Annotated in this window: 24 protein-coding genes and 1 tRNA gene; 11 read left to right on the top strand and 14 right to left on the bottom strand. The window is 50.9% G+C overall.

What is annotated here, in order from left to right; all coding sequences use genetic code 11:
* The first annotated feature begins 3 nt into the window (after positions 1–3).
* From pqiB to rmf, 3 genes are all read left to right on the top strand, one after another.
* A complete protein-coding gene (gene pqiB / locus NA330_RS03600; RefSeq protein ID WP_000433414.1) occupies positions 4–1,644 on the top strand; it encodes an intermembrane transport protein PqiB in 1,641 nt (546 codons plus the stop codon).
* Positions 1,641–2,204 (top strand): membrane integrity-associated transporter subunit PqiC, encoded by a 564-nt coding sequence (gene pqiC, locus NA330_RS03595; protein ID WP_000759136.1) that lies wholly within the window; start codon positions 1,641–1,643, stop codon positions 2,202–2,204. The genes pqiB and pqiC overlap by 4 nt, the downstream gene beginning before the upstream one ends.
* A 255-nt stretch (positions 2,205–2,459) precedes the next feature.
* Positions 2,460–2,627 carry a ribosome modulation factor gene (rmf, locus tag NA330_RS03590; RefSeq protein WP_001537784.1) on the top strand — a complete coding sequence of 56 codons (168 nt, stop codon included), beginning with the start codon at positions 2,460–2,462 and terminating at the stop codon, positions 2,625–2,627.
* A gap of 99 nt (positions 2,628–2,726) precedes the next feature.
* Here the strand turns inward: rmf and fabA are convergent, their stop codons facing one another.
* Positions 2,727–3,245 (bottom strand): bifunctional 3-hydroxydecanoyl-ACP dehydratase/trans-2-decenoyl-ACP isomerase, encoded by a 519-nt coding sequence (fabA, locus tag NA330_RS03585; RefSeq protein WP_000227928.1) that lies wholly within the window; start codon positions 3,243–3,245, stop codon positions 2,727–2,729.
* Positions 3,246–3,313: 68 nt separating this feature from the next.
* Complete coding sequence (locus NA330_RS03580) at positions 3,314–5,074, bottom strand: AAA family ATPase (RefSeq protein WP_023241544.1); 1,761 nt, start codon at positions 5,072–5,074, stop codon at positions 3,314–3,316.
* Positions 5,075–5,259: 185 nt separating this feature from the next.
* On the opposite strand from NA330_RS03580, the gene matP reads away from it, so the two are divergent.
* Positions 5,260–5,712, top strand: coding sequence for a macrodomain Ter protein MatP (gene matP / locus NA330_RS03575; protein WP_000877172.1), 453 nt, complete (start codon positions 5,260–5,262; stop codon positions 5,710–5,712).
* Positions 5,713–5,783: 71 nt separating this feature from the next.
* Here the strand turns inward: matP and ompA are convergent, their stop codons facing one another.
* Positions 5,784–6,836 (bottom strand): porin OmpA, encoded by a 1,053-nt coding sequence (ompA, locus tag NA330_RS03570; RefSeq protein WP_001670727.1) that lies wholly within the window; start codon positions 6,834–6,836, stop codon positions 5,784–5,786.
* 356 nt (positions 6,837–7,192) lie between these two features.
* Complete coding sequence (gene sulA, locus NA330_RS03565; RefSeq protein ID WP_023195822.1) at positions 7,193–7,702, bottom strand: SOS-induced cell division inhibitor SulA; 510 nt, start codon at positions 7,700–7,702, stop codon at positions 7,193–7,195.
* A gap of 216 nt (positions 7,703–7,918) precedes the next feature.
* On the opposite strand from sulA, the gene NA330_RS03560 reads away from it, so the two are divergent.
* The gene (locus NA330_RS03560; protein WP_001202375.1) at positions 7,919–8,524 is read left to right on the top strand and encodes a TfoX/Sxy family DNA transformation protein; all 606 of its coding nucleotides are present in this window, start codon (positions 7,919–7,921) and stop codon (positions 8,522–8,524) included.
* On the opposite strand, the gene yccS is transcribed toward NA330_RS03560, so the two are convergent.
* Together yccS and NA330_RS03550 are read right to left on the bottom strand one after the other, a co-directional pair.
* Entirely contained in the window at positions 8,511–10,664 is a 2,154-nt protein-coding gene (gene yccS, locus NA330_RS03555) for a YccS family putative transporter (protein WP_023241545.1), read from the bottom strand. The genes NA330_RS03560 and yccS overlap by 14 nt on opposite strands.
* 18 nt (positions 10,665–10,682) lie before the next feature.
* Entirely contained in the window at positions 10,683–11,129 is a 447-nt protein-coding gene (locus NA330_RS03550; protein ID WP_001261222.1) for a YccF domain-containing protein, read from the bottom strand.
* A 123-nt stretch (positions 11,130–11,252) separates the two neighbouring features.
* Here NA330_RS03550 and helD point away from each other — a divergent pair, with 123 nt between their 5' ends.
* Complete coding sequence (gene helD, locus NA330_RS03545) at positions 11,253–13,307, top strand: DNA helicase IV (RefSeq protein ID WP_023241546.1); 2,055 nt, start codon at positions 11,253–11,255, stop codon at positions 13,305–13,307.
* Positions 13,308–13,342: 35 nt separating this feature from the next.
* Here the strand turns inward: helD and mgsA are convergent, their stop codons facing one another.
* Positions 13,343–13,801 (bottom strand): methylglyoxal synthase, encoded by a 459-nt coding sequence (gene mgsA / locus NA330_RS03540; protein WP_000424187.1) that lies wholly within the window; start codon positions 13,799–13,801, stop codon positions 13,343–13,345.
* A 94-nt stretch (positions 13,802–13,895) separates the two neighbouring features.
* Positions 13,896–14,558, bottom strand: coding sequence for a DUF2057 family protein (locus tag NA330_RS03535; protein WP_000847732.1), 663 nt, complete (start codon positions 14,556–14,558; stop codon positions 13,896–13,898).
* A gap of 173 nt (positions 14,559–14,731) precedes the next feature.
* Here NA330_RS03535 and NA330_RS03530 point away from each other — a divergent pair, with 173 nt between their 5' ends.
* Entirely contained in the window at positions 14,732–15,145 is a 414-nt protein-coding gene (locus NA330_RS03530; RefSeq protein WP_001537782.1) for a CoA-binding protein, read from the top strand.
* A gap of 44 nt (positions 15,146–15,189) precedes the next feature.
* Here the strand turns inward: NA330_RS03530 and hspQ are convergent, their stop codons facing one another.
* Both hspQ and rlmI read right to left on the bottom strand, forming a co-directional pair.
* On the bottom strand, positions 15,190–15,507 hold the full coding sequence (hspQ, locus tag NA330_RS03525) for a heat shock protein HspQ (protein ID WP_000561983.1): 318 nt from the start codon (positions 15,505–15,507) through the stop codon (positions 15,190–15,192).
* Between the two features lie 57 nt (positions 15,508–15,564).
* A complete protein-coding gene (rlmI, locus tag NA330_RS03520) occupies positions 15,565–16,776 on the bottom strand; it encodes a 23S rRNA (cytosine(1962)-C(5))-methyltransferase RlmI (RefSeq protein ID WP_000140480.1) in 1,212 nt (403 codons plus the stop codon).
* A gap of 214 nt (positions 16,777–16,990) precedes the next feature.
* On the opposite strand from rlmI, the gene NA330_RS03515 reads away from it, so the two are divergent.
* The 3 genes from NA330_RS03515 to yccX are packed head-to-tail and all read left to right on the top strand — an operon-like array spanning position 16,991 to position 18,674.
* Positions 16,991–17,539, top strand: a complete 549-nt coding sequence (locus tag NA330_RS03515) for a YbhB/YbcL family Raf kinase inhibitor-like protein (RefSeq protein WP_000859416.1) — start codon at positions 16,991–16,993, stop codon at positions 17,537–17,539.
* Between the two features lie 25 nt (positions 17,540–17,564).
* Positions 17,565–18,344 (top strand): helix-turn-helix transcriptional regulator, encoded by a 780-nt coding sequence (locus tag NA330_RS03510; RefSeq protein ID WP_000548082.1) that lies wholly within the window; start codon positions 17,565–17,567, stop codon positions 18,342–18,344.
* A gap of 48 nt (positions 18,345–18,392) precedes the next feature.
* Complete coding sequence (gene yccX, locus NA330_RS03505) at positions 18,393–18,674, top strand: acylphosphatase (RefSeq protein WP_000072884.1); 282 nt, start codon at positions 18,393–18,395, stop codon at positions 18,672–18,674.
* On the opposite strand, the gene tusE is transcribed toward yccX, so the two are convergent.
* Both tusE and yccA read right to left on the bottom strand, forming a co-directional pair.
* The gene (tusE, locus tag NA330_RS03500) at positions 18,671–19,000 is read right to left on the bottom strand and encodes a sulfurtransferase TusE (RefSeq protein WP_000904449.1); all 330 of its coding nucleotides are present in this window, start codon (positions 18,998–19,000) and stop codon (positions 18,671–18,673) included. The genes yccX and tusE overlap by 4 nt on opposite strands.
* A gap of 86 nt (positions 19,001–19,086) precedes the next feature.
* A complete protein-coding gene (yccA, locus tag NA330_RS03495; protein WP_000374046.1) occupies positions 19,087–19,746 on the bottom strand; it encodes an FtsH protease modulator YccA in 660 nt (219 codons plus the stop codon).
* A 394-nt stretch (positions 19,747–20,140) separates the two neighbouring features.
* On the opposite strand from yccA, the gene NA330_RS03490 reads away from it, so the two are divergent.
* Positions 20,141–20,228: transfer RNA gene (locus NA330_RS03490), tRNA-Ser, on the top strand.
* 137 nt (positions 20,229–20,365) lie between these two features.
* On the opposite strand, the gene pipA is transcribed toward NA330_RS03490, so the two are convergent.
* Positions 20,366–21,046 (bottom strand): type III secretion system effector protease PipA, encoded by a 681-nt coding sequence (gene pipA, locus NA330_RS03485; protein WP_000938180.1) that lies wholly within the window; start codon positions 21,044–21,046, stop codon positions 20,366–20,368.
* 221 nt (positions 21,047–21,267) lie between these two features.
* Positions 21,268–22,143, bottom strand: coding sequence for an SPI-2 type III secretion system effector PipB (gene pipB / locus NA330_RS03480; RefSeq protein ID WP_023241547.1), 876 nt, complete (start codon positions 22,141–22,143; stop codon positions 21,268–21,270).
* Between the last annotated feature and the right edge of the window lie 124 nt (positions 22,144–22,267).

Below are 22,267 nucleotides of genomic sequence, written 5' to 3'. Positions count from 1 at the left end.
AGCATGGAACCTAAAAAAGGGGAAGCCAAAGTACAAAAGGTGAAAAATTGGTCGCCTGTCTGGATATTCCCGATTGTTACTGCGCTTATCGGAGCCTGGATTCTGTTTTATCACTACAGCCACCAGGGACCGGAAGTTACCTTAATTACCACCAATGCGGAAGGCATTGAAGGCGGAAAAACGACGATCAAAAGTCGCAGCGTGGATGTCGGCGTGGTTGAAAGCGCGACGCTGACTGACGATCTGACCCATGTACAAATCAAAGCGCGGCTTCATTCCGGTATGGAAAAGTTGCTGCATAAAGACTCGGTATTTTGGGTCGTAAAACCGCAGGTGGGGCGTGAAGGCATCAGCGGGCTTGGGACGTTGTTATCAGGCGCGTATATTGAACTACAACCAGGAAGTAAGGGCAGTCAGCCGGAAAGCTATCAGCTTCTTGACTCACCGCCGTTGGCGCCGCCCGATGCCAAAGGTATTCGTGTGATTCTGGACAGCAAAAAGGCCGGTCAGCTCAGTCCTGGCGATCCCGTTCTGTTCCGGGGTTATCGGGTAGGATCCGTTGAAACCAGCTCTTTCGATCCGCAAAAACGGACAATGAGTTATCAGTTGTTCATTAAGGCGCCAAACGATCGATTGGTCACCAGTAATGTCCGATTCTGGAAAGATAGCGGTATCGCTGTGGATCTGACATCGGCGGGAATGCGCGTGGAAATGGGATCGTTGACGACGTTGTTTGGCGGCGGCGTGAGTTTTGATGTGCCGGAAGGACTTGAGCAGGGGCAACCCGTCGCCGAAAAAACGGCGTTTAACCTCTACGACGATCAAAAAAGTATTCAGGATTCGCTGTACACCGATCATATCGATTACCTGATGTTCTTTAAAGATTCGGTGCGCGGATTACAACCCGGCGCGCCGCTGGAGTTCCGCGGTATTCGTCTGGGGACGGTAAGCAAAGTGCCTTTCTTTGCGTCTAAAATGCGCCAGGTATTTAACGATGATTACCGTATTCCTGTGCTGGTGCGCATTGAACCGGAGCGTCTGAAAGCGCAATTGGGAGAAAATGCGGATGTTGGCGCGCATTTGACGGAACTGCTTAAGCGCGGTTTACGCGCTTCGCTTAAAACCGGTAACCTGGTGACCGGGGCGCTGTATGTCGATCTGGACTTTTATCCTAAGGAGCCGCCGATTACCGGGCTACGCGAATTTGATGGTTATGAAATTATTCCCACCGTCAGCAGCGGTCTGGCGCAAATTCAACAGCGACTGGTGGAAACGTTGGATAAGATCAACAACCTGCCGCTGAATCCGATGATTGAACAAGCGACCAATACGCTGTCTGAAAGCCAGCGTACTATGCGTCGGTTGCAAACCACGCTGGATAATATGAACAAGATTACCTCCAGTCAGTCGATGCAGCAGCTTCCGGCGGATATGCAAACGACGTTACGCGAACTTAACCGCAGTATGCAAGGCTTCCAGCCTGGATCGGCGGCGTATAACAAAATGGTGGCGGATATGCAGCGTCTCGATCAGGTGCTTCGTGAGTTACAACCGGTGTTGAAAACTCTGAACGAGAAGAGCAACGCGCTGGTATTTGAAGCAAAGGATAAAAAAGATCCTGAGCCTAAGAGGGCGAAACAATGAAAAAATGGCTAGTCGTGATAATGGCGTTCTGGCTGGCGTCATGTAGCTCCGGCGGAGAGAATAAAAGCTATTATCAGCTCCCGATAGCGCAAAGCGGTGTGCAAAGCACCGCAAGCCAGGGCAACCGTCTCTTATGGGTAGAGCAGGTTTCCGTACCTGACTATCTGGCAGGTAACGGCGTGGTGTATCAAACCAGTGATGTCCAGTATGTGATTGCCAATAACAATCTGTGGGCCAGCCCGCTGGACCAGCAATTACGTAACACGCTGGTGGCGAATCTTAGCGCCCGGCTTCCTGGCTGGGTCGTCGCTTCCCAGCCGTTGGGAACCACCCAGGATACGTTAAACGTTACCGTAACCGGATTCCATGGACGTTACGATGGTAAGGTTATCGTCAGCGGGGAGTGGTTATTAAACCACAACGGACAACTGATTAAGCGGCCTTTCCATATCGAAGCCAGCCAGCAGAAAGATGGCTATGATGAGATGGTCAAAGTACTGGCAAGCGCATGGAGTCAGGAAGCAGCCGCTATCGCAGATGAGATAAAGCGCCTTCCCTGAGATAAAAGTAATGGAAATTTAACCGCTTCAGGTCGTGCGCCTGAGGCGGTTTTTTTATTTTTGACGCCGGAAAAATAGTTGTTATGGCTCACATTTTTTGTACAAATGATTTACCGTATAGCTCACAAATATGACATTGGTGTGAATTTTGCGCATTGACGGGCGATCCATTTAGAGGTATTCGTGTAGTGTGATTGCACATTTTGTAATCACTGTTTTCTTTTCCACCAGATACAAATATGAGGGAAACGAGGCATGAAGAGACAAAAACGAGATCGCCTGGAACGGGCACATCAACGTGGATATCAGGCCGGCATCGCCGGACGATCAAAAGAAATGTGTCCCTATCAGACGCTGAATCAACGGTCATACTGGTTGGGAGGTTGGCGACAAGCCATGGAGGACAGGGCGGTAATGGCCTGATTCTGTCTCTTTAGAAAAAGAAACCTCCGCAGTGCGGAGGTTTCGCCTTTATGGGCTTTGCAAGCATGATACCGATAGCGCGGAATATCAATTCAACACTTAGAACGCGGAAGTATCCTGGAACAAACCGACTTTCAAATCGTGTGCGGTATAGATCAGACGACCATCCACCAGAACCTCACCGTCCGCCAGGCCCATGATCAGGCGACGGTTTACGATACGTTTGAAATGAATACGATAGGTGACTTTCCTGGCTGTCGGCAGAACCTGGCCGGTAAATTTCACTTCGCCCACGCCCAGAGCGCGGCCTTTGCCTTCGCCGCCCAACCAGCCCAGGTAGAATCCCACCAATTGCCACATAGCATCCAGACCCAGACAACCGGGCATCACCGGATCGCCGATAAAGTGGCATCCGAAGAACCATAGATCCGGATTGATATCCAGCTCGGCTTCGACATAGCCTTTGTCGAAATTGCCGCCCGTTTCGGTCATCTTAACGACGCGGTCCATCATCAGCATGTTCGGCGCAGGGAGTTGCGGCCCTTTAGCGCCAAACAGTTCACCACGACCAGAGGCAAGAAGGTCTTCTTTTGTATAGGATTCGCGTTTATCTACCATGTTTTATGTAAACCTTATTTTATTGAAGCACGCAGGATAGCTAACACGTGTACGCTGAACAAGTCCGATCAGTTCGGAATAAAAGCGTTCAGCCAACGTAATGGCCACGGGAAACGATGACGGCCTTCCTGTTGCGTCGCCTGCGCGATACGCTCCTGGATAGTCTGCATCAACGTCGTTTGACCTTCGCCATCCCACACCAGATTTAACAGTAGCGGTAAGGCGTCGGTCACGTCGTCTACCGCCCAGATAGTGAACTTCTCTTCTTTAACCGCTTGCAGCAGTTCAGATTTAAGACTGAGATGGCGGACATTGGCGGCAGGGATAATCACGCCCTGTTTACCGTTTAATTCCCGCTGCTCGCAGATGGCGAAGAAACCTTCAATTTTTTCGTTTAGCCCGCCCACCGGTTGCGCGCGACCAAACTGATCGACCGAGCCGGTAATCGCAATGTTTTGATTCACTGGCACATTGGCCAGCGCGCTGATGAGCGCACATAATTCCGCCATTGAGGCGCTATCGCCATCCACTTCGCTGTAGGACTGCTCAAAGGTTAACGAGGCAGAGAAGGGAATTTGTTGCTCTAGCTGCAACTCAGACATCAGGAAGGCCTGCATAATCATCATTCCCTTAGCGTGGATATTCCCGCCAAGTTCGGCCTTGCGCTCAATATCGTTAAATTCGCCATCGCCGATATGCACAACACAGCTAATTCGCGACGGTTCGCCAAAGGCGCGCGGATGTCCGGGAAACTCAATGACGGAAAGCGCATTGATTTGTCCAACGCGTTCGCCTTCGGTTTCAATCAGGATCTGCTCTTGCAGAATCTCATCCTGCATCCGCTCCGCCAGAAAGCCTTCTCGCCATTCGCGTCGGGCAAGCATCAGACTGAGCGCTTCTTCGCCGCAGGTATCGCCTTCGCATAAAGGCGCCGCTTCCTTAAACTGGCGGGCTATCCACAGTGGGCAAAGAGGCAGCGTATCCTGTTCGCCGGTATAGCGCACAGCCTCGCGTATCAGGACGGGCCAGGCGTCCGGTGCCGGAGGGGGCAAATTATCGCGTAAAGCGATACGCGTCACCCATTGACACCACAGGGTCATAGCTTCTGCGTCCGCTATCTGTAAATTGTCTTCAAATTCACTGTAGATAGCCTGTTCCGCGAGCTCCGGTTCCATCTCCTGAAAATCAGCCAGTGATTCACGTTCGCCAACCAGAATCACCTTCAGTTTGAGCGGCATTGATGGCACGGACACCGGTAATGGACGCGACTCGTCAAAGGCCACCCAGTCAAAACGCTCGCGGCTAACGATGGCTTTCAGACGCATCCACAGTAACGGCTGCGCCAGAAGGGTTCGTAAGGAAATAATCAGCACGCCGCCGTTCGCCTGATGAACCAGTCCCGGCTGCAGGATAATGTCGCCGTTATACTGCCGCAGGCAACCAAAGAGCTGTTCGGCTTCGACCCAGTCCGCGCTGACGACTTGTGTGATGGTGGCAAAGTTGTCTTGCGCATTCTGCGCGGCGCGGTAATGAACAGTATGCCCGGAAACGTCATAATGTCCGCCGGTTAATTGTCCGGCATCGGTTTGCAGAGCGCGGACGGCATCTGAAAGTAAAGTGAGATACTCTTGCTCTTCAGGCGCTTTAGTCAGCATAAAAGAGGATGATGTCCACGGCTGAATAAGTTGCTCAAGCGCAAATTGCAGTCGTGGCTGAGTATCACTGAGTAAGGTGTCGTTTTCGTCAGTCGCGTGTGGCTGTGCAAATATCTCCTGATAGCTTTCGCTATCCGGAACCAGATCACGCCATGCAAGTTTCGTAATGGTCAAAGTTGAGGTTTTTTAGTCTGTTGTAAAAGGGGGGATTATAGCCTAACCCGTCACGCTGCACACGCGGAAAGCGAATGCAAAGTAATATGAAGACGTGTAACCATTCACAGGTTCGAGATTCTTTTCTTCAGATGGCTAAAAAACTGATATTCTGATAACAGTTACACGGTAACATTGGGATCGCAATGAAATATCAACAACTTGAAAATCTTGAAAGCGGTTGGAAATGGAAATATCTGGTGAAAAAGCACCGCGAAGGGGAGTTGATCACCCGCTACGTGGAAGCCAGTGCTGCCCAGGAAGCCGTCAATTTGTTGTTGGCCCTCGAAAATGAACCGGTGCGGGTAAATGTCTGGATAGACAGGCATATGAATCCTGCCTTGCTTAATCGGATGAAACAAACCATTCGGGCAAGACGCAAACGACACTTCAATGCGGAACATCAGCATACGCGCAAAAAATCTATCGATTTAGAGTTTATGGTCTGGCAGCGTCTGGCGGGCCTTGCGCAGCGACGCGGTAAAACATTATCCGAAACGATAGTGCAACTGATAGAAGACGCGGAGCATAAAGAGAAATATGCCACGCAAATGACCACGTTAAAGCAGGACTTACAGGCGTTATTAGGCAAGAAGTAACGCTGAAAGGCGTTGTCATCCAGACCAGAGCAAAAAACCCCGCGACGCGGGGTTTTTTATCAGACGGAAACTTAAGCCTGCGGCTGAGTTACCACGTCTTTAACGCCTTTAACTTCGATCTCTACGCGACGATCCGGAGCCAGGCAATCGATCAGGGCAGCGCGAGGTTTCACGTTGTCACAGGTGTTGCCGGTAACCGGGTTAGATTCGCCCATACCACGTGCGGAGATTTTGTCAGACGGAATACCTTTGGAGATCAGGTAATCAACAACAGACTGAGCACGTTTCTCGGACAGACCCTGGTTGTAAGCGTCAGAACCGATACGGTCAGTGAAGCCCAGAACGACAACGGAACCGTCTTTCGGATCCAGGTTGCTCAGCTGGCTGTACAGCTGATCCAGAGCCTGCTGGCCTTCCGGCTTCAGGGTAGATTTGTTGAAGTTGAACAGTACGTCAGACTTCAGAGTGAAGTGCTTGGTCTGTACTTCCGGAGCCGGAGCTGGTGCCGGAGCGACTACCGGAGCAGCTTCTTGCTGGCCGAAACGGTAGGAAACACCTACGCTCAGCAGGCCGTTGTCCGGACGGGTGCCGATGGTGTTGGCATCACCGATGTTGTTAGTCCACTGGTATTCCAGACGGGTTGCGATTTCAGGGGTGATAGCATACTCGATACCGCCCGCGAATACCGGGGAAACGCCGGTGTCGTGGTCTTTAGTAGACGGGCCGCCAGGGACGTTAGACTTGGTGTCTGCACGCCATACCATACCACCCAGACGGGTATAAACGTCCAGATCGTCAGTGATTGGATAACCCAGTTTAGCGGTCAACTGAACGCCCTGAGCTTTATAAGCGCCATTGATGTTGTCGCCTTTGTACGGCATACGGCCTAACCAGTCGTAGCCCATTTCAAAGCCAACGTACGGGTTAACCTGGTAACCACCAAAAGCACCTGCGCCCAGTTGGTTTTCATGAGTCGGGCCATCATTGTTAATGAAACCGGTGTCATGGTACTGAGACCAGCCCAGTTTAGCACCAGCGTACCAGGTGTTATCTTTCGGAGCGGCCTGCGCTACGGTAGCGAAACCAGCCAGTGCCACTGCAATCGCGATAGCTGTCTTTTTCATTTTTTGCGCCTCGTTATCATCCAAAATACGCCATGAATATCTCCAACGAGATAACACGGTTAAATCCTTCACCGGGGGATCTGCTCAATAGTTACTCTACCGATATCTACGGCTTATGCTGAGCACCCCTGGCGATGTAAAGTCTACAACGTAGTTGGAAACTTACAAGTGTGAACTCCGTCAGACATGTGAAAAAAACATGACGGATATACACATCATTTAACAGTTTCAGATGATAAATCGTACAGCAAAAATTGCGGAAACCGCTTCTGACAAGCGTTCTCGCAAAAAAAACGTTAGCACTCAAAGGAGATACGTTCGCGTAAAAAAAAGTCCAGGATAAATCCTAATTTTACTTAATGATACAAATTAGAGTGAATTTTTAGCCCGGAATGCTGTCTCCTGGGTAAAGCGTGCGCACGTATAGGGCGCATGATAAACCCTACCGCATTACCTACCTTCGCTGCTTCAACCAGGCTGGCATGTTCTTCTTCTGTCAGTTCTTCAGTCATCCAACCAATTACCACGCTGTAATTTCCTGTACGCAAAGCGCGGATCATCGACTCCAGCGTATGACGAGGCGCAAGCTGGCTAATTTGCATCACTTTCGTTAATGGCAAACCTGAAGACTGTACCCATTCACGGCTGAGCTTTTGCTGCGGCGTGAGCCAGAGCTGCCAGCGTGATTGTTGGCCTAACTGACGGAGTAAAGGCAAAAGCAGGAGTTGCGCCATCATGGGCTGGTCTTCGTGGTAGACAACTTCACTGACCAGTCCTGCCGCGGCATTTTCCGTAGCGGTGCGCGCAGCGTTGTGGGTAGTGGTAGGAAATGACGAAGAACGATTTGCATAACCTGAAGTGTACATAATCAATCCAGCCCTGTGAGTTACTGTATATTCATACAGTACCCCTGTGGCGATGAAAGATCAACTCTATTTTCGGAAACTGTCTCGCAATTTTTATTCTTAGTGGCGTCAAAAATAAAAATCATCTTGCTCGCGGAGTATAAGTTGCCTATTTTCGTCATTAACGGATCCGTTACTGCAAATCATTCTTTTACTTTATGATTTAAAAGGAATTTTATGAGAGCACTCTCTTATGACAGGATCTATAAATCGCAAGAATATTTGGCCTCTTTGGGGACGATCCAGTATCGATCTTTATTCGGTAGCTATAGTCTGACCGTGGAGGATACCGTCTTTGCGATGGTGGCTAATGGCGAGCTTTATCTCCGCGCCTGTGAAGAAAGCGTCCCCTACTGTGTGAAGCATCCTCCCGCCTGGCTCATGTTTATGAAATGTGGACGTCCCGTTATGCTCAACTATTACCGGGTGGATGAAAGCCTGTGGCGCGATCAGCAGCAGCTGGTGCGTTTATCGAAGTATTCTCTTGACGCGGCAATGAAGGAAAAACACAGCCGTATTTTACAGCACAGACTCAAAGATCTCCCCAATATGACCTTCCATCTGGAAACATTGCTCAATGAGTCAGGGATAAAGGACGAAAATATGTTACGCATACTGGGCGCGAAAATGTGCTGGCTAAGGTTGCGACAAAGCAATCCCTTGCTGACGGTGAAAGTTTTGTATGCCCTGGAAGGCGCAATTGTCGGCGTACATGAAGCGGCGCTCCCGGCGAGTCGTCGCCAGGAGCTTGCCGACTGGGCTCACTCGCTTACGGCTGGGTAATTAATGTAGAAGTCGGCGGTGAAATTTGCCGTTGCAAGCGTCCAATCTCGGGCAGTAAGGCAATGAGCAAACCAATTTGTTGAACAACCAGAGGTTCTTTGCTGTCCGGACGTGTTTCCAGTGACTGAACTCGCTGCTTTAAACCCTCCAGCGCCTGGTGTACGCGCTGTTCGTCTTCAGGTTGATGATGAAGCGCATCATCAACGTAGCAGACCGCGTCATCCAGAAGCCCCAACACGTCCGGATTACTGAGCTTTTCGCGGTGCGCGCCGAGGGCGGAGATATAGCTGGTAAAAGTGTGATTGAGGCAAAGCAGCCTGAACGCCGCCTCCCGGGTTTCAGCCGTGACGTCGGGTTCGCTCGACATATTAGAAACCACGGATGCCAGTTCTGCATCGCGGTTGTGCGCGTCGCGTCTGGCAATGCGATAGGCCAGGCGGTTATCCCGTCCCTGGTGATATTGCTCAAGGATCGCATCAAGGTAGCGGCAATTAGCATCGGTGGCGCGCTGGAGTACCCGGGGAAGGTTGCGAAAGCGCCAGTCCGGCCAAATAAAGCTGACCGCAGCCCAGGCGATAGCGCAGCCAATTAACGTGTCGACGACGCGCGGTAACGCTACCTCAAAGCCTTCGCCCAGGAGGTTAAAGCAGAGTAATACCAGCAGGGTGATGAACATCGTCGCATGGGCATACTGCACATTACGGAATGCGAAGAAAAGCACGCCGGTAATCACCAGCAGAACTAACTGTCCTTCAAGCGAAGGGACAAACCATAAAATCGGCAGGCCGATCGCAACGCCTACCAACGTACCGATAATCCTGAGCGCAAGGCGATGGCGGGTCGCGTTATAGTTAGGCTGACAAACGAACAGGCTGGTGAGCAATATCCAGTACCCGTGGCGCATCCCGGTAATTTGGATGAGAGCATAACCGATGCACAATACCAGCGACATGCGTACCGCATGGCGAAAGAGAGCGGACTCCGGGGTAAAATTACGGCTCAGACGCAGCCAGATGTCGCTAAACCCGTGCAGGCTATCATCAGCCAACTGGTTTTCTGACTCATTGCGCGGCATTGCCTGGGCCTGCTCCGACTCGATCGTCGCCAGTTGCGCATCAATAGCGCGTAGGTTGGTTAATAAGAATCCAAGCGTATTCAGCAGCTCTAAAGAAGCGCCGCTGGCGCGCATACGTTCAAGCGCGGCGTCAATGTGGGTAAAGGCGCGTTCAAAACGCGGATCATGCTGGTACGGCGTACGCAGTAAGATACAGCGCGCCAGCTGCGTACAGGCCTGCGCCTGCATCGACATCAGACGCTGAAAGCGGAACATGACGTCGCTATGGCGAAAATAATCGCGCAGCGTCTGGTATTGAATATGCGAAGAACTGGCGCGTTCATGAATATCCTGCGCCACAAAATAGTAATGGAGGGTGCGGCGCGTACCGCGTTGGCCGCGATCGCCGCGCAGGCGACTCAATAACGACACTTTCGTTTGGTTCAGCGTCGCCATTAACTGCCCGTTCGCTAACGCTAAATCATAGAGCGGCGCCTGGCTTTCATCTTCAATATCAGGATCAAACAGACGTGATTTCAGTTCCAGATAGTGCGCTAACTGTTCGTAACTGCGTGCCAGATTATCCTGCAACGGGCGGATCGGAAATAGCAGATGCCCGGTTAGCGTCAGTAGGTTATACCATACTGCGCCTGCCAGCAGGAGCAGTGGTTGTTGATACCAGTGATCGTATAGAGAGGTACCCAGCATCGTATAGATGGCAATGAGTAACGCGCCGAACGCGATGGTGGCATAGCGTTGCCCTAATCCTCCCAACAGAATAAACCCGCTGGTGGATAACGTTAAGCCCAACGCAAATAGCCACGGCCAGGGAAAGAGCAGCTCCACAGAAGCCGACGCGATAAAAAAGCAAATTAAGGTAATGATTAAATTACGCAAGCGTCCGGCAAGGCGGTCGTCGAGATCGGTTAGCGCCGCGGCAACCATACCGAGCGTGAGCGGGATGGTCAGTTTGACGTCGCCCAGCCACCAGGGCAGGGCGGTGGTGCCGCACAGAGCGATAAAAATGCGGATGTAATACAGCCAGGTACTGTTCCAGGTATAACGGCGAATCAACGGACTTAACATAAAGGCTATTTGTCCCGATCATTCAAAACGGCGGCGCGCGTTAGCTTCTCGCGCGGCGCGAGCGGTTTCTACAGAGACGACGCGGCGACCGACAGGCCAAAGCGCAATCGCGGCAATTTTAAAGTTCGCAATACCGACAGGTATCCCGATGATAGTGACACACTGCGCGATACCGGAGGCAATGTGCATCAGGCATAGCCACCAGCCGAAAAAAAGTAACCAGAAAATATTCAGCAAGGTACCGCCAGTATTCATTAATACGCTTTTCGCCGCCGGATTAAGTTCGTCAACGTGAATGGCTTCATTACCGTAAGGGAACAGGGACAGTTTGGTTATCTCCCAGCAGGAGCGGGTCAACGGCAGGGTAAAAATAAGCACAATACTGACAAGCGTCGCCAGCAGCCAGGCCAGCGTAGTGGCAAAGCCGCCCAGTACAAAGTTTAAAATATTCAGAACGGTACGCATAAACCCTCAGTTCATTCCGGTTTTCTATCACTGCGGGCAATTGTAACGTTTTTTTAGACTGGAGCACGTTTTCTCTGGCGGTTACACTGATAAGCACATCTTTACGTCTGGATTCGCTGAGTCATGGAACTGAAAGCAACTTCTCTTGGAAAACGTCTGGCGCAACACCCGTATGATCGTGCCGTGATCCTCAACGCTGGGGTGAAAGTGTCTGGCGACAGGCATGAATATCTTATTCCATTCAATCAGTTATTGGCGATTCACTGTAAGCGTGGGCTGGTATGGGGCGAGCTGGAGTTTGTCCTGCCGGAGGATAAAGTCGTACGTTTGCACGGTACCGAGTGGTCGGAAACCCAGCAATTCCATCGCTATCTGGACGCGCACTGGCGTCGCTGGAGCCAGGAGATGAGTGATGTCGCCGCGCAGGCATTACAGGAGCAATGGGCGCGTATTAGTGAGCGAACGGGCGAAAACCAATGGCTTACCCGTGAACGCGTTCGGGGGCTGGAACAGGAAATTCGCCAGACGTTTGCCGCCTTGCCGCTGCCGGTCTCACGTCTGGAGGAGTTTGCTCACTGTCGCGAGATATGGCGTAAGTGTCTGGCCTGGTTACAGGATAGCGAGGGAAGTCGGCAGCAGCATAATCAGGCGTATGCCGATGCCATGCTGGAAGCGCATGCCGACTTTTTTACGCAGATAGAATCTTCTCCGCTTAATCCTTCCCAGGCCAGGGCGGTGGTTAACGGCGAATCATCGTTACTGGTACTGGCGGGCGCGGGAAGCGGTAAGACCTCGGTGCTGGTGGCGCGCGCGGGTTGGCTGTTGGCGCGCGGACAAGCCGATGCGGGGCAAATTCTTTTACTGGCGTTTGGTCGCAAGGCGGCAGAGGAGATGGATGAGCGTATCCGCGAGCGCTTACATACGGAAGAGATTACTGCCCGTACGTTCCATTCGCTGGCGCTGTATATTATTCAGCAAGGCAGTAAAAAAGCGCCGGTTGTCAGTAAGCTGGAAAGTGACGCCACCGCGCGGCATCAGCTATTTCTGCGCACCTGGCGTCAGCAGTGTAGCGAGAAAAAAGCGCAGGCCAAAGGCTGGCGTCAGTGGCTGGAAGAGGAGATGCAGTGGGCGGTGCCGGAAGGTAATTTCTGGGACGATGAGACATTGCAGCGGCGTCTGGCCCCTCGCCTGGATCGTTGGGTCAGTTTGATGCGTATGCACGGCGGCGCGCAGGCAGAAATGATCGCTGGCGCGCCAGAGGAGTGCCGCGAGCTGTTTGGCAAACGCATTAAGCTGATGGCGCCGCTGCTAAAGGCCTGGAAAAGCGCGTTGAAAGCGGAAAATGCCGTTGATTTCTCCGGGCTGATCCATCAGGCAATGGTGATCCTCGAAAAAGGGCGTTTTATCAGCCCGTGGAAGTATATTCTGGTCGATGAATTTCAGGATATTTCCCCGCAACGGGCGGCGCTGTTAGAGGCGCTACGCAAGCAGAATAGCCAGACTACGCTGTTTGCCGTTGGCGATGACTGGCAGGCGATTTACCGTTTTAGCGGGGCGCAGCTCTCCTTAACGACGGCGTTTCATCAGACGTTCGGCGAGGGCGAGCATTGCCACCTGGACACCACGTACCGTTTTAACAGTCGGATTGGCGATATTGCCAATCGCTTTGTACAGCAGAATCCGCACCAGCTTAAAAAACCGTTAAATAGTCTGACCCCAGGCGATAAAAAAGCGGTGACGTTATTGGATGAAAGCCAGTTGGACGCGTTACTGGATAAATTATCCGGCTATGCGAAGGAAGATGAACGTATCCTGGTGCTGGCGCGCTATCATCATCTGAAACCCGCGAGTCTACAAAAAGCGGCGACTCGCTGGCCGAAGTTACAGATAGACTTCATGACTATCCATGCCAGCAAAGGCCAACAGGCCGATTACGTGATTCTTGTCGGATTGCAGGAGGGTAACGACGGTTTCCCCGCCCCGGCGCGAGAATCCATTATGGAAAGTGCGCTTCTTCCTCAGGTTGAGGATTTTCCGGACGCTGAAGAGCGGCGTTTGTTATATGTGGCGTTGACGCGCGCGCGCGCGCGGGTCTGGCTGCTTTTCAATAAAGATAATCCCTCGCGCTTTGTGGAGGCGCTTAAACAGCTGGATGTGCCGGTGGCGAGGAAGCCCTAAAGCGCGGGCGGTACAGCATCCCGCCCGCGTAGCGGTTATTTCAGGCGCTCGGCCAGATAACGCGCATAATCCGGAATAAGAATATCTACAGCGTCATTAAAATGCGGGGACTGGATGATAAAGTCCGCCGTTGAGACGTTAGTGGCGACAGGGATATTCCATACGGTGGCCAGACGCAGTAGCGCTTTGACATCGGGGTCGTGCGGTACCGCGTTAAGCGGGTCCCAGAAGAAAATCAACACGTCGATTTTCCCTTCTGAAATGAGCGCGCCAACCTGCTGGTCGCCGCCCATCGGGCCGCTCAGCATCGCATTAACGTCCATACCGGTTGCGCGCTGGATCAGATTCCCCGTGGTGCCGGTTGCATAAAGAACGTGTTTTTCCAGCAACGGCTGATGGCGTTCCACCCAGTTCATTAACATCTGTTTGCAGTGGTCGTGAGCAACCAACGCGATATGTTTGCGCGTCGGCAAGGTGCGAGTCGTCAGTTCCATAATTCGATTCCGTAGTTAACCTGTCTACAGATTACTGGAAGCGCTTGATGCTGCAAGAGAAAGACAAAAAAATTGCGCGCTGGGACAACTCATATCAAGAGGGCGGCTGTTTTTCCGCCCATTGCAGAAAATGATGGCGTGTCTGCGGGTCGGCCAGTCGGAACCAATATTTCAGCCGCTGTTCTGTCAGAGTTTGTGATTGCGGCGGTACGGTATCAAGCTCTGAGACGTCGGAAAGTAATGTGCTGTCGTCTGCCATCATCGTGGCGAACTGAGGAAGCGAGGCGCGTTTCGCCGATTTATTATAACGCTCGGTCTCTATTTCATAATCGACCACTTTAGCCGTAGAAGTAATGGCCAGAATATCGAGTTTTACCGGAATGGGCATGGCGTCGCCGTCCAAAAGCGCCAGACGCGGCGCCGCGTTAAAATGCGAGGCTTCGCGCTCGTTTTCCAGCCGCGGGAGCTGGAAATTGACCTGACTTATCAGTTGGGTATCGAAACTTATCACCAGCGGCGGAGAAATATAAAGCCGCTCTTCATTACCGGGCAGGCGGATGGTTTTTTCCACCCGGAAAACAAGCTGATGCGGCCCGTTTTCCAGTTCGATGCTCTCTGCGCCGCGTAATAAAGAGCTGGACACCTTTTTGCCGTCCAGCACCAGCAGATCAACCTCATTAGACAAACGGAGCGTTGTGGCAAAAACAGTCACCGGCAAACAGAGAGCAAGGAAGGTGGTTAGCGCGCCGGTTTTCATAAGGTTCTCCTGTCCAAAGGCCGTCTGGCTAATAATGTATCGAAATTTTTCTTAGATCATGTTTACTAACATATAGACATATTTTGGCGTTTTGCTCTCATACATCGGTATGGGATGAATGGTTGCTATGTCAGGTTTGTCGTACACTTTGCAAAACAGCCAGGAGAAAGATGATGAAAGAGACCGATATTGCTGATGTTTTGACGTCCACTCGCACTATCGCGCTGGTAGGTGCGAGCGATAAACCCGATCGTCCAAGTTATCGGGTAATGAAATACCTGCTTGAACAGGGCTACCATGTGATTCCGGTTGCGCCAAAAGTCGCGGGTAAGACATTGCTGGGGCAACAGGGGTATGCCACGCTGGCGGATATTCCCGAAAAAGTCGATATGGTGGATGTTTTTCGCAACTCTGAAGCTGCATGGGGCGTCGCGCAGGAAGCTATCGCCATCGGCGCAAAAACGCTGTGGCTACAGCTTGGCGTGATCAACGAACAGGCGGCGGTACTGGCGCGGGATGCAGGCATGACCGTGGTGATGGATCGCTGCCCGGCGATTGAGATCCCTCGCCTGGGGCTGGCGAAATAAAAGTTTAAATGGCCGGATATCGCTCTCCGGCCTTTTACATACAATCAGTTACGTAGTCGCGGCGCCTGAAGCTGCTTGCGAATGGTACGCGCCAGTTCATCCATCGATGGCTGTTCTGGATGCTCGTCCCGCATTTCGCTTCGCAACTGGGCCTCGGCCAGATAAGTATGCACTGGCTGACCATCATCATCTTCCATTACCACGTGGTACCACGGAGCGGCGCGAAGTTCGTCGTTAACCGCCAGTTCATCAGGCGACGGCTCATCAAGCGAATATTCCGGGTCGATATCGACGACCACTCCGAGGTAACCTAACAGGGAATGGCGGACCTGTTGGCCGATACCGAATTTGCTGGCTATCATAGTCACCTCCCGGGAAATAGATACCCTTTATATGAGGATACTATTCCACTTTTCAAGTTACATGACGCGACAGGCAAACCCTTTCAGATACAGCCCTTCCGGGTAGGTGGCGATCACCGGGTGATCGGCGGCCTGACGGAACTGCTCTATAAATTGTACATCACGACCGGCATCTATTGCGGCATCGGCAATGATTTTCTGAAATAAATCGCTGGTCATCAGTCCGGAGCAAGAGAATGTCAGCAGTATGCCGCCCGGATTGAGCAGTTGAATCGCTAACATGTTAATGTCTTTATAGCCCCGGCAGGCCCCCATTAACTGGCTTTTATTTTCGACGAATTTGGGCGGGTCCATGATGATGACGTCGAATTTTTCGCCGTGTTCACGGTAAGCGCGCAGCAACTTAAACACGTCATCGCGCACGAATTCGGCTTTGCTCAAGTCCAGTTGGTTCAGTTCAACGTTTTGCCTGGCGATATCCAGCGCATCCTGTGAGGTATCCACGCTGACAACCTGGCGACAACCGCCCATTAACGCCGACACGGCAAAACCGCCGGTATAAGAGAAGCAGTTCAGTACCCGCTGATTTTCCACGTAGCGGCGCGTCGCCAGACGACTGTCGCGCTGATCAAGATAATAACCGGTTTTGTGGCCGCCCTGGATATCGACCAGCAATTTCATACCGTGCTCTTCAATTGGCAAAAGCGCAGGCGGCAGTTCGCCAGTGACCGGGCCTTGCGTCAGCGCCATCCCTTCTTTTTTCCGCACGGCGACGTCGCTGCGATCGTAAATAGCGCAATCCGGATAGCATGTTTGCAGAGCGCTAATTAATGCGGCGCGTTGATATTCGGCCCCGGCGCTGAGCAGTTGCAGCACCAAAAAATGGCCAAAACGATCGATAGTGACGCCAGGCAGGCCATCGGACTCACCGGCGATCAGACGATAGCTATCCAGGCCGTCTTTTTTCGCCAGCCAGTCGCGCCACTGCTGCGCCTGGCGCAGGCGGCGGGTGAAAAACGCAATATCAATGGATTCTGCTTTATCAAATGTCCAGACGCGCGCGCGGATCTGAGATGCTGGCGACCAGGCGCCGCGTGCTAACCACTTTCCCTGATGGTCGACGATATCGATAGTTTCACCGAGGTTGGCTTTGCCTTCCAGGCGGGAGACGGCGCCGGAAAAGACCCATGGGTGGCGGCGGAGTAAAGATTTTTCTCGCCCTTTGCTGAGGACTAAACGGGGATATTGCGGAAATGTAGATTCAGTCATGCGGAGTAACCTCTCACAAACAGTGACGCGAGCCGGATAATAGTTCCAGCCAGGGACCGTGAAAACGAAATGGCGCGTAGGGTAGCACAGATGAGAGAGGCAATCACCAGCGTATGGCGGTGAGCGTTTCTGCACAAAATAGAATCGTAAAGGCACAGTTTCTTCAGCGGACGCTTTTTATAGTGTTATTTCTTTATATGAAGAAGGAAATACAATGAAAACAGTCTTCTCTTTGACCGCAGCCGCAATGATGGCATTGAGTGGCGGCGTATCTGCCGCGTCGGCGTTTAGTCTCAGTAGCGCGGATATTCCGGCGGATTTTCGTTTAACGCAACAGCACGTCTTTAAAGGATTTGGTTGTAGCGGAGAAAATATTTCGCCGCAGCTGAGCTGGCGCAATCCGCCTGCCGGAACCAAAAGCTACGCTATTACCGTCTTCGATCCTGATGCGCCCACCGGAAGCGGCTGGTGGCACTGGACGATGGTGAATATTCCTGCGCAGATTCACGACCTGCCGACGGGGGCTGATAAAAAAACGTTACCCGCTGGAGTGGTGCAGGGACGGAATGATTTCGGTTATGCTGGCTTTGGCGGCGCCTGTCCGCCGCCGGGCGATAAGCCTCATCGCTATCAGTTTACTGTGTGGGCGCTGAATACGGCAACACTGCCGCTCGACAGTGAGTCGAGTGGCGCGTTGGTAGGGTTTATGCTTAACGCGCATGTGATTGCGAAAGCAAAATTCACGGCCACATACGGAAGATAAAACAGAGGACGGCACGGTGCAGGAGATGCATATTCGACATCAGGATCTTACGACGGCAGAGGTGCGTTCCAGTCATCTGCACCGTTTGCATCGTGTTACGCTTTTTTCCGCCGCTATCTGCCATATTACGCAGGGCAGTAAAGTCATCATTCAGGATGATAGCCGCCTTGTCGCCGGGCCGGGCGAGTTGATTATTATCCCGGCGAACACGCCGCTGGAGATTATTAATCAGCCTGCGCAGAACGGTTTTCGCTCCGACCTGTTGTTACTTTCACCGGAGATTATTGCTCGCTTTAAAACGATGTACGTTCAGGATTATCCACCGGCAAACCTGACATCGCTGTGTACGCCGATGAGCCGTAGCCTGACATTTATGTGGGAGAACGTGTTGGATGCTGTGCGCCAGGGGTTGCCCGTTGGGCTACAGGAACATCAGGCGATGGGGTTACTGTTAGCGCTTTTGCATGATGGCGCGGCAGGACCGCTGCTTATTGAACGGCGTTACACCCTCACGGAGCAGGTGCGGCAACTGATTATGCTCTCGCCTGCTAAGCTATGGACAGCCCAGGAGATAGCCCGCCGTCTTGCTATGGGAACATCGACGCTGCGTCGGCGTTTGCAGCGTGAATCGCAGAGTTATCGACAAATTGTTGAAGAGGTGCGCATGTCCTGCGCGCTTTCTCAACTGCAATCGACGACGCTGCCGATCGGCGAAATAGCGCTACGGTGCGGCTACCTGTCGGGGTCGCGGTTTACGGCCAGATTCCGCCAACATTATGGGTGTCTGCCCAGTCAGGTACGTTAAGTATGTCCTGTATGAGCCTCCACCACTGATTATGAAAGGAGAACCATCATGTCGAACGTCTGCATTATCGCCTGGGTTTATGGTCGCGTTCAGGGAGTCGGGTTTCGCTATACCACGCAGCATGAGGCGCAGCGGCTGGGGTTAACCGGCTATGCGAAGAATATGGATGACGGAAGCGTAGAAGTGGTGGCCTGTGGCGACGCGGCGCAGGTGGAAAAACTCATCAAGTGGCTGAAAGAGGGCGGGCCGCGCTCTGCTCGTGTGGACAAAATCCTCACTGAACCGCACAGCCCTCGCGAGACGCTAACAGGCTTTAGTATTCGGTATTAAATACATTTTACCGGCTTGGGCAGACCGGCGATTTTGGTCGCTTGCTTTGCCGGGCCTTTCGGGAACAGACGATATAGATAGCGGCTGTTGCCTTTTTCTTCGCCGAACTTATTCGCCATCGCTTTTACCAGCATTCGGATGGCGGGAGAGGTATTAAACTCCAGGTAAAATTCGCGCACGAAGCGCACGACTTCCCAGTGTTCCGCAGAGAGCTCAATGCCTTCATTGGCGGCGATAGCGACTGCCAGCGTTTCACTCCACTGCGTCGTCTCTTTCAGATAGCCTTCGCTATCAGTACTGATTTCTTTACCTTCAAAGATCAACATAACGTTTCACTGCGTAATCAACACGGACGGCAGTGTAGCAAAAAATAAAGCCCTGCATAAGCAGGGCTGGAAGAGGGGAATGTCGATTAGTCGCGGCTGGCGAAGCCCAGAATGCTGAGCAGGCTGACAAAGATGTTGTACAGCGAAACGTACAGACTGACGGTCGCACGAATATAGTTGGTTTCACCGCCGTGAATGATGTTACTGGTTTCATACAGGATAGCGCCCGAGGAAATCAGGATAAACACCGCGCTAATCGCCAGGTGCAATGCAGGCAGTTGCAGGAAAATATTCGCCACCATACCAATCAGCACGACGACGATCCCGGCCATTAACATACCGCCCAGGAAAGACATATCCTTACGGGTGGTCAGAACGTAAGCGGAGCAGCAGAAAAATACTAACGCGGTACCACCCAGCGCCAGGCCAATGACATCGCCCATGCCTGCTGACAGATAGGCGTTAAGAATCGGGCCCAGGATATACCCGAGGAAGCCGGTAAACGCAAAAGCAGACAGGATACCGACCGGCTTATTGGCGGTTTTATAGGTCAGGAACATCAGCCCATACATACCAACCAGCGTCAGAATCAGGCCGGGGGAGGGCAGCATCAGTACCGTACTGGCTGTCGCGGTAATTGCGGAGAAAGCCAGCGTCAGGCTCAACAGAAAATAGGTGTTGCGCAGTACTTTGTGCGTACTCAGTAGCGAGCTACGATCACGCGATGATGTAATGATACGATCCATTAGTCACTCTCTTATGACAGATGTAATTAATAAAGGAGAATAATAAAAACAGTCACTGTCACCCAGTGGTTTTACCCATCTTTACGCATTCGTTTACGTTTAGTTTCCTTAAGAGATTTCAGGTGATTACCGTCGTTAAAACGGTCTTCTCATGCCTGGCGCTACGCCATAAAACAGGCGGCAGCGCCAACCACGCGTTACCGATAAAAAATTGATAATCACAGCGGTAAAACAGTGGGGACGATCAACACGTATTAAGCCAGTTTTTGTGTTGAAGAAATGGTCAATGTGCCGCTATTTCAGGCAATTAACGAAAATTTGCCTGTTTTTCACGCAAACGAACACATTCGGTCTTTACATGACGCACCGGGATGTTTATAGTGCGCCTCATTCCGGAAGTGTGGCCGAGCGGTTGAAGGCACCGGTCTTGAAAACCGGCGACCCGAAAGGGTTCCAGAGTTCGAATCTCTGCGCTTCCGCCAGATTAAACAAGGGGTTACCGAAAGGTAGCCCCTTTGTTTTTTAGGCGCTATAGAATATAGTTAGAAAATACTGTTAGAATATTTCCCGAAAAAACGGACTACGCGAGTCTTTAGTTTCTTTTCGTTTCCCGATGTGTCTATTTATTGAAGATGTAGACCATTCTGGGAGGTGAAGGATGCCCCATCTCTTTCAGAATAATGTTGGTATATTCGACAACAGGGCCTCTTGGATGATTTTCTTCTTTATCCTGAAGATGGGTCAGTGCATGTACAACTTCATGAATAAATGAACGTTTTGTGTCAAAAAGTTGTGGTCCTTCGTTACTTTCATAATGTTCGGTATATGAATCATCAGAATCGTCCAGATTGAGACAAATAACTTTCCTGCCTTCTGAAAGTTTGAAGTGTTCCTGAGCCACGGTAGTTTCAAAGGCTTCGCCTGCCCCCAGTAGCCAGCGCTGCTCCACATCATGTAGTTCTTTTTCATATGCGTAATTCATCAGTCTGCGGAATGTTTCGCTTTGGGTATACGCATTTTGAAGTACGGAGGATAGTTCATCGTAGCATTCGTCATAAGTGTCGTCATCAATTTCTGTATCAGGGTCTATTCCACCCGCGCCTGAGATAAGGTACTCCACCACACACTCTGGCTCCAGACGGAATTCACTGTTTATGGCAAGGCTGTCATGAGCAAGGCGTAGCCGTGAGGGGTTTGGTGCATGTTCGGGAATATCGGGGAAAACAGGTGTATCTGCGGTATTTAATCCATATGTGGATACTCCGCTTTGAGGTATTAATCTGTAGGTGACCGGAAGCATAACTTCTTATTTCCTGACTACAATTATGAATTATTTAAATTAAGCAATAATAGTGTTTTTAGTTAATGTGCCACATACAGATAACGCTATGATTCAGACAAAGCCAACAAGTAATACGCTGAAAATGTTATTTATAATTAAACTTAGGGGCGGGGTTTATTTAATAAAACAAGGGGGCCTCTGTTTGAATACTTCTTGTTTATAAAATCCCTTTATCTCGACTAAAATATCGGATGGGGGAAAAGAGTTCTATCATTGTAATCCGGGAGTGGAGTAGGGGTATGTTGACTACCTGTCAGATCGGCTCCTGTTAATGCTTTCGCTAAAGTTAGAGCTATCTTATCTAATTTCGCACCATTTAGTTTGGTGTCAGTTAAGTCTGAGCCGAATAGAATTGCAGCGGTTAAGTTTACACCGGACATGTTAGCGCAAGTCAGGTTTGCGTGAGTCAGGTTTGCTTTAGTCATGTTTGAACCCATTAGATTTACAGCGTGTAGATTTGCACAACACAAATTTGCACCGACTAAATTTACATTAGAAAGATTTGTTTCACGGAAATCTGCATCAGAAGCATCTATTTCTGACAAATCTTCCCCCTGGAAATCTTTATGAGCCAGGTTTACTCCGCGCAGGTTCAGAAAACCATCCTCGGTTATAAGTGAATCAGGCTGTTGTATATTATGTTTACTCATCAGCTTTAACATTCGACATACATTCCAAAATCTCTCGCTATCAACTTTATCCATTACAGTTTTTCCATTTTTTTTCACTTCAATAATGACCATGGGATCCGTATTTTCGGATGCTGCTCCACATGACAGACATATAGTACACCCGTTGACATCCTCCAGAAATATTTTATTACCATCGAAGAAAGCATCTTTATTTACATATAATAATGATGTGGTCAGTTTTCCAATTACCTCCCGAAAGCATCTTTCATTGCTTCTTCTTACTCCACCACAGGTAAAAAAATTGACAAGCCATTCAAGTACACCGCGTGGTGAAGTTGCACTTTTCATTGCTTCTTTCGTACCGGTACCGGCCGCATGCAAATATCTTAATATATTTTCTGGGGACGCGTTAGTTATTGGCATTTTGATTCCTTCTTATGGAAGTGAGTCGATTCCTTATAGGTGTGAGTCAAGTCACATTTATACAAGGAATAATAAAAAAAGATATAAGGTGATTTTTGTATTTAGAGCTTTGGTTGAGTATGAG

It is taken from the genome of Salmonella sp. NW722 (assembly GCF_051702785.1).
Lineage (GTDB): Bacteria > Pseudomonadota > Gammaproteobacteria > Enterobacterales > Enterobacteriaceae > Salmonella > Salmonella enterica.
Note: the sequence above shows the minus strand (reverse complement) of the source record. Positions and strands in the feature narration are given on the sequence as shown.

What these genes read in the sequence shown, in the direction of transcription:
- rlmI (WP_000140480.1), bottom strand. Translation starts at nt 16,776, where the DNA reads ATGACTGAATCTACATTTCCGCAATATCCCCGTTTAGTCCTCAGCAAA.
- pqiB (WP_000433414.1), top strand. Translation starts at nt 4, where the DNA reads ATGGAACCTAAAAAAGGGGAAGCCAAAGTACAAAAGGTGAAAAATTGG.
- matP (WP_000877172.1), top strand. Translation starts at nt 5,260, where the DNA reads ATGAAATATCAACAACTTGAAAATCTTGAAAGCGGTTGGAAATGGAAA.
- pqiC (WP_000759136.1), top strand. Translation starts at nt 1,641, where the DNA reads ATGAAAAAATGGCTAGTCGTGATAATGGCGTTCTGGCTGGCGTCATGT.
- NA330_RS03510 (WP_000548082.1), top strand. Translation starts at nt 17,565, where the DNA reads ATGCATATTCGACATCAGGATCTTACGACGGCAGAGGTGCGTTCCAGT.
- NA330_RS03530 (WP_001537782.1), top strand. Translation starts at nt 14,732, where the DNA reads ATGAAAGAGACCGATATTGCTGATGTTTTGACGTCCACTCGCACTATC.
- fabA (WP_000227928.1), bottom strand. Translation starts at nt 3,245, where the DNA reads ATGGTAGATAAACGCGAATCCTATACAAAAGAAGACCTTCTTGCCTCT.
- yccS (WP_023241545.1), bottom strand. Translation starts at nt 10,664, where the DNA reads ATGTTAAGTCCGTTGATTCGCCGTTATACCTGGAACAGTACCTGGCTG.
- tusE (WP_000904449.1), bottom strand. Translation starts at nt 19,000, where the DNA reads ATGTTGATCTTTGAAGGTAAAGAAATCAGTACTGATAGCGAAGGCTAT.
- pipB (WP_023241547.1), bottom strand. Translation starts at nt 22,143, where the DNA reads ATGCCAATAACTAACGCGTCCCCAGAAAATATATTAAGATATTTGCAT.
- helD (WP_023241546.1), top strand. Translation starts at nt 11,253, where the DNA reads ATGGAACTGAAAGCAACTTCTCTTGGAAAACGTCTGGCGCAACACCCG.
- mgsA (WP_000424187.1), bottom strand. Translation starts at nt 13,801, where the DNA reads ATGGAACTGACGACTCGCACCTTGCCGACGCGCAAACATATCGCGTTG.
- NA330_RS03515 (WP_000859416.1), top strand. Translation starts at nt 16,991, where the DNA reads ATGAAAACAGTCTTCTCTTTGACCGCAGCCGCAATGATGGCATTGAGT.
- yccA (WP_000374046.1), bottom strand. Translation starts at nt 19,746, where the DNA reads ATGGATCGTATCATTACATCATCGCGTGATCGTAGCTCGCTACTGAGT.
- sulA (WP_023195822.1), bottom strand. Translation starts at nt 7,702, where the DNA reads ATGTACACTTCAGGTTATGCAAATCGTTCTTCGTCATTTCCTACCACT.
- hspQ (WP_000561983.1), bottom strand. Translation starts at nt 15,507, where the DNA reads ATGATAGCCAGCAAATTCGGTATCGGCCAACAGGTCCGCCATTCCCTG.
- ompA (WP_001670727.1), bottom strand. Translation starts at nt 6,836, where the DNA reads ATGAAAAAGACAGCTATCGCGATTGCAGTGGCACTGGCTGGTTTCGCT.
- yccX (WP_000072884.1), top strand. Translation starts at nt 18,393, where the DNA reads ATGTCGAACGTCTGCATTATCGCCTGGGTTTATGGTCGCGTTCAGGGA.
- NA330_RS03550 (WP_001261222.1), bottom strand. Translation starts at nt 11,129, where the DNA reads ATGCGTACCGTTCTGAATATTTTAAACTTTGTACTGGGCGGCTTTGCC.
- pipA (WP_000938180.1), bottom strand. Translation starts at nt 21,046, where the DNA reads ATGCTTCCGGTCACCTACAGATTAATACCTCAAAGCGGAGTATCCACA.
- NA330_RS03535 (WP_000847732.1), bottom strand. Translation starts at nt 14,558, where the DNA reads ATGAAAACCGGCGCGCTAACCACCTTCCTTGCTCTCTGTTTGCCGGTG.
- rmf (WP_001537784.1), top strand. Translation starts at nt 2,460, where the DNA reads ATGAAGAGACAAAAACGAGATCGCCTGGAACGGGCACATCAACGTGGA.
- NA330_RS03560 (WP_001202375.1), top strand. Translation starts at nt 7,919, where the DNA reads ATGAGAGCACTCTCTTATGACAGGATCTATAAATCGCAAGAATATTTG.